The sequence below is a fragment of the Pseudomonas sp. UBA2684 genome (assembly GCA_002354655.1).
GTDB lineage: Bacteria > Pseudomonadota > Gammaproteobacteria > Pseudomonadales > Pseudomonadaceae > Aquipseudomonas.
On the sequence record DELY01000058.1, the window covers coordinates 82,002 to 85,086 of the forward strand.

General features: G+C 59.8%; 1 protein-coding gene. It reads left to right on the forward strand.

The features are described 5' to 3' along the window. Window positions 1–375: 375 nt before the first annotated feature. Window positions 376–2,679 carry a TonB-dependent receptor gene (locus B3M58_RS21790; protein WP_296222421.1) on the forward strand — a complete coding sequence of 768 codons (2,304 nt, stop codon included), beginning with the start codon at window positions 376–378 and terminating at the stop codon, window positions 2,677–2,679. The last annotated feature ends 406 nt before the right edge of the window (window positions 2,680–3,085 follow it).

Sequence of the window (3,085 nt, forward strand, 5' to 3'; positions counted from 1 at the left end):
TTGTGGGAGCGGATTTATCCGCGAAAATCTTTGAAAACTGAAGATCTTTCGCGGCTAAAGCCGCTCCCACGTGACGGCGGTCTGCATCAACCGTTAACGGGTACAGAGCCTTTTTTATGGCTGTGTGCTGGCTGGGTAGGCGGGGCCTTGGCCGCGAGTTGAGTGCGTTGCCTGAGGCGCTCGTGGGCTTATGCAGTCGGTATTTGAGGCGCAGCCAGAGCCTTTGTGCGAATCATCAGGTGCGCGGTGCGTGACGGCTCAGTCAGGCGCTGACAATTTTGTTACAAAGGAGTTTCTGTAAACGATATGTAAAGATTGATTGAGAGTGCTTATTAATTAGAATCGCGCCAGATTTTCTATGACGGAGCGATTCTCATGAACAACGACGATAAAAAACGCGGAACCCTCCCGCAGCGCCGCCTACTCGCCACCGCAATTGGCTTCGCCATTGCGTCCTGGACTGGCAGCAGCCTGGCGGCGGAAGCGCAGAAATCCCCGGTGGAGCTCGACAGTGTCACGGTCAAAGGTCAGCAGGATCAGGGCTACAAGGTCGACAAGGCATCTTCGCCAAAGCAGACCGCGCCACTGCTGGATACGCCGCAGACCTTCAGTGTGATCCCCGAAGCGCTATTCAAGGAGCAGGGCGCGCGCAACCTCACGGATGTGCTGAGCAACACCCCGGGCATCAGCTTCAACGCTGGCGAAAACGGCTTTGCCAGCGGCACCAACAACTTCAGCCTGCGTGGTTTCGACACCAGCGGCAGCATCTTCATCGACGGCGCCCGCGACAACGGCAGCTATACCCGTGACGTGTTCAACGTCGAGTCGGTCGAAGTGGCCAAGGGCCCGGCCGCCGATAACGGCCGTGGCGGCGCCGGCGGCTACATCAATCTGGTGACCAAGACGCCGACCCTGGAAGAGTTTACCGGCGGCGGCATCAGCTATGCCTTCGACCAGTACGATTCCGAAGCGCGCAAGCGCATGACCCTGGATACCAACCAGGTGATCAACGACAGCACCGCCGCGCGCCTCAACCTGCTGCTGGAAGACAGCGGCATAGCGGGCCGCGAACACGCCGAAAATAACAGCTGGGGCATCGCGCCGTCGGTGGCTTTTGGCCTGGGCACCGATACCCGGGCGATCTTCGCCTATGAGCATGTGCAGATGAATGACCGCCCGGACTGGGGCGTACCGGGTGCCACGGTTAAGGGGCTGAAAGGCAATACGCCCTATGACCCTGCGCTGTCCGGCGTGGACCGCGACAAGTTCTACGGCCTCAAGTCCGACTATGACGACACCACCAGCGACGCACTGTTAATGCGCCTGGAACATGACCTGTCCACCGGCCTGACGCTGAGCAACCAGACTCGCTGGGCGCGGGTCGACCGCGATGCGCGCTACACCTTGCCATTCCAGTATTTGGGCGCTGGTCAGGTGCGTACCGACACGCAGTTCTATGACCGGGTCAATACCAGCCTGTCGAACCAGACCAACCTGTCGGCGCAGTTCGCCACCGGCAGCCTGCAACACAATCTGGCCACCGGTCTGGAGTTGACCCACGAGAAATCGCAAGGGGCCACCTATGCCGAGTTCAACCCAGGCAATGCCAATGTCTTCGACCCCGATTACAACCGTGCGGGGCCCGCTGCCGAGCGCGCTGCGGAGCGTAGCGAGGTAGAGGTCGACACTATCGCCCTGTATCTGTACGACACCGTTGAGCTGAACAAGCAGTGGCAGGTAACTGGTGGTCTGCGTCTGGAAAACTATCAGGTCAATATCGACAGCAAGACCGTCGCCGGTGCGCCGATTGGCCCGGATGGCTACGACGACACCGAGTTCACCGTGGCCGGTAAGCTGGGCCTGGTCTACAAGCCAGTGGATAACGGCAGCATCTACATCGCCTACGGTCGCTCGGTGCAGCCGGCGGGCTCCTTTCTGTCGAACGCCGATATCTCTCGCGTGAACGGCCAGTCCATGCCAGGTCTGGTGAAGGGCGCCGGGCCGGTCCAGGCCGATAGTTATGAATTGGGCACCAAGTGGGACCTTTTCGATCAGCGTCTGTCGACCGCCGCGGCCTTGTTCTACACCGCGAAGAAGGATGTGCCGATTACCGGGTTGAACGATGGCGAAACGGGCACCGCGAACCTCAAGGGCTACGGTAAGCAAATCGTCAAAGGCCTTGAATTAAGCGCCACCGGCAAGATCACCGACGACTGGAATGTGTTTGCCGGCATCGTGTTTATGGACAGCGAGCGCAAGCACAGCGCTTACCTGGATCAGGTGCGCAAAAACGCCAATGCCGGTGACTACGGCACCGTGGACCGCACCAGCGGCGATGAGCTGGCCTTTACCCCGCGCGTCTCGGGTAGCCTGTGGACGACCTATCGTCTGCCGGTCGGCGTGACCCTCGGTGCCGGTGCCAAGCACGTCGGCTCGTCCTACCTGGGCCGCCCGGACGATGCCGAGCGGATTATCCCCAACGGTGCGGTGGGCAAGCTGCCGAGCTACACCACCTTCAATGCGATGGCGTCCTACGAGGTCAACCCGAACCTGGATGTACGGGTCAACCTGGATAACCTGACCGATGAGCGCTACGCGGTTTCCACCAACTGGAATGGTCGTCGCGCCCTGCTCGGTGATCCACGCACGCTGACCCTGAGCACGGACTTCCGTTTCTAAGCTGCAGGTGTGACCGACGCCCCGGATATGCAAGTATCCGGGGCGTTTTTATTGTCCCCGTTATGTGTTGAAACGTGCAGCCGGCTAGGCGATGCCTGGATCGCGGTAATGCGTAGGGTGGGTTAGGCGCATGACCACGGACTATCGGCGGCTGCATAGTCCGTTGCGCCGTAACTCACCAGAGGGGTGGGCCGATTAACCCTTGGTGGGTTACGTGGCGCACCCAGTGCGCAGTTGCTTTGTCAGCTCGCCTCAGCGCCACTAACCCACCCTACCGAATCTGCGTACACACAGTTAACGGGTACATAGCGTTTTTATTGGCTATGTCCCAGTGACGTGTTGCAGGAGAAGCCGCGCTGTTGTGGGAGCGGATTTATCCGCGAAAATCTTTGAAAACTGAAGATCT